The 6,329-nt window shown below is 34.9% G+C and carries 4 protein-coding genes; all 4 read left to right on the top strand.

The genetic code is table 11. The annotated features are described in order from the left end of the window. Nucleotides 1-481 precede the first annotated feature (481 nt). Entirely contained in the window at nucleotides 482-2,692 is a 2,211-nt protein-coding gene (locus E1171_RS09850) for a type I restriction-modification system subunit M (protein ID WP_155205834.1), read from the top strand. After that, nucleotides 2,689-4,125, top strand: a complete 1,437-nt coding sequence (locus E1171_RS09845) for a restriction endonuclease subunit S (protein ID WP_155205833.1) — start codon at nucleotides 2,689-2,691, stop codon at nucleotides 4,123-4,125. The genes E1171_RS09850 and E1171_RS09845 overlap by 4 nt, the downstream gene beginning before the upstream one ends. Before the next feature lie 124 nt (nucleotides 4,126-4,249). Next, nucleotides 4,250-5,347, top strand: coding sequence for a hypothetical protein (locus E1171_RS09840; protein ID WP_155205832.1), 1,098 nt, complete (start codon nucleotides 4,250-4,252; stop codon nucleotides 5,345-5,347). Nucleotides 5,348-5,471: 124 nt separating this feature from the next. Beyond that, the coding region (locus E1171_RS09835) for an HTH domain-containing protein (protein ID WP_155205831.1) at nucleotides 5,472-6,329 on the top strand (858 nt) is incomplete at its 3' end.

Raw genomic sequence — 6,329 nt, 5'->3', positions numbered from 1 at the left:
AGTAATTGTACTAGTTAGAACCATGATTTTTGAAGGTAAAACTATAGTTAGTTGCTATATCATTTATTAAAGTATTATTTTTAGGAAATTCTTTTTAGGAGGTGTTTTTAATTATTGAAAAGTAAATGTTTATGCGGGTTAAATTAGGAGAAATGAAGCGCATAATCCATTTTATAACATAATTTATGTTGAAATTATCCTACCCCCCCTCTTTCTTTTGATGGAAAAAGTTTATTTCAAATTTTCTTTATTTTTTAAAGTCGTGGGTACTATATTAGCCAACTATAGATTTTTGGTTTTTGAAAATATTGATTGGCCATATTGGAGAAAAAATCATTTTTGATAGGGCTATTATATTTAATAGAGTAAAGGCGTCACTTTTTCACCTTAAACTTTGAAATAGGTAGGATGCCATTTAAATCACTTTAGATAATCGAAAAGCTATCGTCGAATCATTTTTTAAATTAAGATTTGAATAAAAATGAATTTAATAGAGCAGGGAATTAAGAAGGGACTGATTAAGCTAGATGAAGACCGAAAGTACATAACTTATACCACACAAAATAAAAAGCGAAATTTCACAAACCCTGAAGAAAAAATTCAGGCTGAAACATTTCTAAAATTAATTTTCTCCTACAACTATCCTCCTGAGCGAGTAAAGCAATTTGTTCCGGTTACTATGGGATCTACTACAAAAGAGGTAGACATTGTTGTTTATAATGATGCAGACTGTAGCCAGCCTCGGCTAGTGGTAGAATGCAAAAAACAGGAGGTTTCTGATTTAGAATTTAAGCAGGCTGTAGAGCAAGCCGCTAGTTACTCTTATGCTTTGCCAGGAATGATGAAATATCTATGGGTGACTTCTGGAATTAGGGATGAATATTTTGTAATTGATAGGGATAGTGACGCCAAAAGGACGCTTCCTGATATTCCTCCTTTTGGGGCGGCTGGAGTAGAGAAATATAAATACGTGAAAGGAGGTAGGAAAGAAGATGAACCCTTTGGAGACGATCCAGTAAAGAAAAAATTCTTTGAACTTGAAACTATTGCTGAAGATGAATTAACCCGCCGCTTTAAACTGGCACATAATGCATTATGGGCAGGTGGAGAATTAAACCCATCTGAAGCTTTTGATGAGCTTGATAAACTTATTTTTTGTAAAATATGGGATGAACGTAAAGCTAGAAAGAAAGGAGAACCATATGATTTTCAGGTTTTTAATGAACCCGTTTCTAAGCATGCCTCAAAAGAAGAAGTTGCTAGGGTTGAAGCTAAAATTTCCCAGGAGCTTTTTAATCGAATAAAGGAGCTTTATGCAGAAGGAAAAAAGAAAGATCCTGAAGTTTTTAAAGATGATATCCGCCTAAATCATGTAAAAGTAAAAACAGTGGTAAGCTACCTTGAGTCTATTAACCTTAGCGCGACGGATTTAGATAGCAAGGGGAAAGCTTTTGAGACCTTCATGGGGTCCTACTTTCGGGGTGATTTTGGTCAATTTTTCACCCCGCGACCAATCGTGAAATTCATTGTTAATTGCTTACCTATTACTCATGAATCTAGGGTTCTAGATACCTCCTGTGGTAGTGGAGGTTTTCTACTTTACGTTCTAGATAAGGTAAGAAGAGAGGCTGGTGTATTTTACCCTGATGAAATTGGAGATCCTGAAAGGGGCATTCCGGAAGGTAGAAATCACTGGCGGCATTGGCATGATTTTGCAGAACAAAACCTTTTTGGAATTGAACTTAACGAACAGATTGCCCGCACTGCTAAGATGAATATGATTATTCACGATGATGGGCATACCAATGTCATTGCCGCAGATGGCTTGCTAAAAGCTGAGGTAATGGTAAAAAAAAACGGGAACCAAGGGTTTAAATATAATAGCTTCGATTTCATCGCTACAAACCCTCCTTTTGGAAGCACGGTTAAACAAACGGAAAAAGCTTATTTAAATCAATATAATTTAGGAAATAAAGATGTAAGCTGGCTAGATCTAAAAAATACCGCAGTTCAGGGTAGAGCTAACCAGAGCACCGAGGTTCTTTTCATAGAACAATGTTGGCATTTTTTAACGGAGGGGGGCTTTTTAGCTATAGTTATACCTGATGGTGTGTTGACTAACAGTAGTTTACAATATGTTCGGGATAAGATTGAAGAGTGGTTCCGGATTGTAGCGGTAGTTTCCATGCCACAAACGGCTTTTGCCCATACGGGAGCTGGAGTCAAAAGCTCAGTCCTGTTTTTAAGGAAATGGAGAGCTCATACTACTGAAAAATACCAAAACTTAAAGAGGGCTTTACAAGAGGAAGTAAAAAGCGATAATTTCTATAGAGAGCGTATTGAGCAATTTGAGAAGGCTAAAAAACAAACCATCAAAACACATGACGGCTTTGACAATACCACAGATGAGACAGATAAGAAGGCAATAGAAAAAGCTCAACTATTTAAAGACTGGAAAAAGGAGATTACCGATCAGTATAATCAAAAAATAAATGATCTAAAAGAAGACTTAACCGACCGTTATCTAGCTTTAAAACAACAAAAGTTAGAAGATTACCCTATTTTTATGGCCATAGCTGAAGATATTGGTTATGACGCTACAGGAAAACCAACAGGGAAAAATGAGTTGGAGTTGATTGAAAAAGAATTACAAAATTTTATTGCTCATATTTTAAATACGGAAGTACTATGAGCAAATTTATTTTGAGTGAAGAGTTAGATCGTAGTAAGGTTTTTATTGTAAAACACTCTAACCTAGAGAAGCGCTTAGATCCCTTTTATTATATCCCTAAAATATCAGAGCTGGAGGAAAAGGTTCAAGAGCATAACCCCAAACCTTTAAGAGATTATGTTCAATCAGTATCTAGTGGAGCTACACCAAAAACTACGGAGAGTGAAAAATATTATTCTACAAAGGAAAATGGTATCCCCTTTTTAAGAGTACAGAATTTATCCCCTACAGGCCAATTACATTTAGATGATTGTAAATACATTAATAAGGCGACCCATGAAAGCCACTTAAAACGGAGTCAAGTTTCAGAAGGGGATTTATTGGTTAAAATTACTGGAGTAGGAAGAATGGCAGTTGCATCGGTAGCTCCTGAAGGCTTTATAGGGAATACTAATCAGCATATGGTAGTAATAAAGACTGGCAATATAGAAATAAGTAAAGTATTGGCTGCTTTCTTAAATTCTGATATTGGAGAGAAATTAGCTAGTAGAAGAGCAACTGGTGGCACTCGTCCTGCTTTAGATTATTCAGCATTAATGTCAATTCCAATTATTTATGATGAAAAAATATTAGAAATCACCAAAAAGGCCGTCAAACAAAAAGGTGAAAAAGAACAACAAGCACAATCTTTATTAGGTAGCATCAACGATTACCTACTGAGAGAATTGGGGATTACTCTTCCTGAAAAGGATAATTCTTTACAAAATCGCATTTTCACCACTACTTTGAGCAAAGTGAGTGGGGGAAGGTTTGACCCAATATTTTTTTCTAAGCAAATAAACTTTCTTTTTCAGTCGAAATTTGATTACCGTAAAATCAAAGATCTTGCTCATTCATTTAGGTCTGGGTTTGGTATGGGGAAAAATGACCAGAATTTAGATAAAAAGGGGGTTGTTCAAGTTAGACCGACTAATATGATGAGTCATGGGGTTTTGTCTTTTCATAGAAATATATACGCACCCGCAACTTTTTTAGACCAATATCCTACACTTAAAAAAGGAGATATTCTATTTAACAATACTAATAGTCAGGCCCTAGTTGGTAAAACTGCTATGTGGGAAAACAATTTAGATCAAGCTTTTTATTCTAATCATATTACTGTTATAAAAGTGAAAAATGAATTAGTTGACCCAGGTTATCTCAAGTGTGTGTTAAACCTATACCAATCTCATAGGTACTTCTATTCAATTTGTACAAACTGGAATAATCAGTCTGGAGTTGGGATAGAACAGTTGAAAACAATAAAAATCCCATTACCTGACCTCTCGATACAAAAGATTATCTCAAAAAGAATAAATCAGCTGTACAAAGAATCAAGTATTTTAAAAAAGAATGGAGCAGAAGAAATGGCAAAAGCCCAAAAAGAAATAGAAAGTATTATCATCAATGGATAAAAATACTTTTACATATCAACCTAAAATAATAGGGGTAGAGCATTTTGGAAAAAAAAGAAGCTTTCGTTACTTCTGTTCTTTTTTGTCTGGTCAGTTACATTTACAGCATATAAAAAAATGAAGGGTGGAGCAAACGGAATTCAAACAGAAACTTTCACGAATTAGAACAGCTACAAGTATAACTGGAAAAAAATACCATTCAATTCACATAAATGGGGATAGCATTCACTTTATTAGAGAGAATAAAACAAATCTGGAAAGGATTTCAGTTGAAGAATTATATGAATTGTTTACGAAGGAAAATTCAATCAATACGGCTATCGCAAAATCGTATATTTCCGGTAGAGTTCAATCTCCAGCTGTTGCAATCCTAAATCAATTTAATACAATTTCAACCTTTTCAGAAGGAACAAGAAAAGCTAAAGGAATTGTATCACTACCTTTCCAACGAAAGAAGCCGCCAACTATAAGTAAATATAGTGATGAGGTCACATTCTTTAAGGCGTTTTCGGAAGTTGTTGGTCTTGAATATCTGTATTCTAAAAGTTTGGGAAAACCTATTAATTCTAGGCATATATTTCTTTCCAAGGGCTACAAAGATTATTTATTTAAGGAGGAGGTAAATATTTGTTACCTAAAAATATTGAAGGCTTTGAAGTCAACTTTTGGTTTTACCTCAGCAAGTCTTTCACATTATGTAGATGGTCTAGTTATTAATCATCCCATATTGGAGAGTAGAATTATTGAATTTGATGAAGAACAACATTTTACACCTGCCAGAAGGGAAACTTTAGATTTTCTTTCACAAATATTACGGGATAATTATTTCTCTCAATTCAGAAGCATTTGTATCGATAAAAAGTATTTGGATGAGTTTGTATTAAAAAAACATAGAATTAAGAGTAAATTACAATCTCTACCTACTTCATTTGCTGAATGGTTAGAAAAATCAAATGAGACAACCTCAAATTATATAGGTAAGAAAAAAAGTTTTGAATTTCTTGGTGGTCGTATTGCCCAAAGAGCGTACTATGATTGTTTAAGGGATACAGCACACCTTTCTAAGAAAAATAGGGGATTGAAAGAACCTTTCCGTTTTGCAAAGAAAACTTTTGAAGACAAAGAAAATTCTAAATTTGCCAAAATTCCATACCAGAGAATAAAAGAAATAATTATCGAAGAGTTAAAATTGAATTATTCGATAAGTATAAATGGGATATAAAAACTGCCTAAGTTCCCCACCCCAAAGCTCATGTTATTTTCTCCCCTTAATTAAAAGATTTAAATTGCAAATCCATGCTCTAATCTCTATATTTAAAACCTATTTTTTTGCTAAAACATCCTCTATGACCTTTTTAGAACTAGCCGAAGAAATCCTAAGACAAGAAGAAAACCCACTATCTGCGAATGAAATCTGGCAAAAGGCTACAGAAAAAGGTTTAGTAGACCAGCTGGGAAGCAATGGTAAAACCCCTTCGGCCACTCTGGCGGCTCACCTTTACGTCATTTCGAGGGATAATCCTGAAGGTCCCTTTAAAACAGTTGGAAAAAGGCCCAAACGTTTTTATTTGGCAAAAAAGGAATATAAAAACCTTAGAGCCTATGAAGAAGGGCAAATCATAGATGAGGAAAAGCCAAAGTATGAAACAAAACCATTTTTAGAGAAAGACCTACACCCTTACCTGGCACACTACGCCTATTACCATTTGAAATGCCATACTAAAACCATCAACCACTCTAAGTCCAGCAAAAAAACGTTTGGTGAGTGGGTACACCCCGACATGGTAGGCTGTGTTTTTCCAATTGGCGAATGGGACGAGGAGGTGTTAAACCTTAGTTCAGCTATCGGCAATACTTCCGTAAAACTCATTTCTTTTGAACTTAAACGGAGCCTCAATTTTTCGACACTAAGAGAAAAGTTTTTTCAAACAGTTTCCAATTCTTCTTGGGCCAACGAAAGTTATTTGGTAGCTTCAGAAATCTCAGAGGAAGAAGACTTCCTTGAAGAACTCTCTCGTTTATCCTCGGCTTTTGGCATAGGAATCCTTCAACTTAATCTAGATAACCCCAACGATTCCAAAAGACTATTTCCGGCTAAAGTTAAAGAAACGCTCGATTGGGACACCATCAACAAACTCACAATGAATAAGGATTTTAAAGAATTTCTTAAGCGGATTCGAATCGATTTGAAAAGCAATGAAGTC

The organism is Xanthovirga aplysinae, from assembly GCF_009711365.1.
Taxonomy (GTDB): domain Bacteria; phylum Bacteroidota; class Bacteroidia; order Cytophagales; family Cyclobacteriaceae; genus Xanthovirga; species Xanthovirga aplysinae.
The sequence above is the reverse complement of the archived record's forward strand: the minus strand, read 5'-3'. Positions and strand labels throughout refer to the sequence as shown.